The sequence below is a fragment of the Bacillus sp. MM2020_4 genome, assembly GCF_011250555.1.
GTDB lineage: Bacteria > Bacillota > Bacilli > Bacillales > Cytobacillaceae > Neobacillus.
In genome coordinates, this window is sequence record NZ_JAANMZ010000131.1 from 1 (window position 1) to 255 (window position 255).

Consider the following 255-nt stretch of genomic DNA (forward strand, 5'->3'; position numbering starts at 1 on the left):
GTTTCAACTACAGGGCTTTTACCTTCTCTGGCTGACCTTTCCAGGTCGCTTCATTTACCCCGTTCCTTTGTAACTCCATGTTGAGTGTCCTACAACCCCAAGAGGCAAGCCTCTTGGTTTGGGCTATATCCCGTTTCGCTCGCCGCTACTCAGGGAATCGCGTTTGCTTTCTCTTCCTCCGGGTACTTAGATGTTTCAGTTCCCCGGGTATGCCTTCTATACCCTATGTATTCAGGTAAAGATACTGTTCCATTA

Annotated in this window: 1 rRNA gene; it reads right to left on the minus strand. The window is 48.2% G+C overall.

Features of this window, described 5'->3' with window-relative positions:
* A 23S ribosomal RNA gene (locus G6554_RS25455) occupies positions 1-255 on the minus strand; the annotation flags it as partial.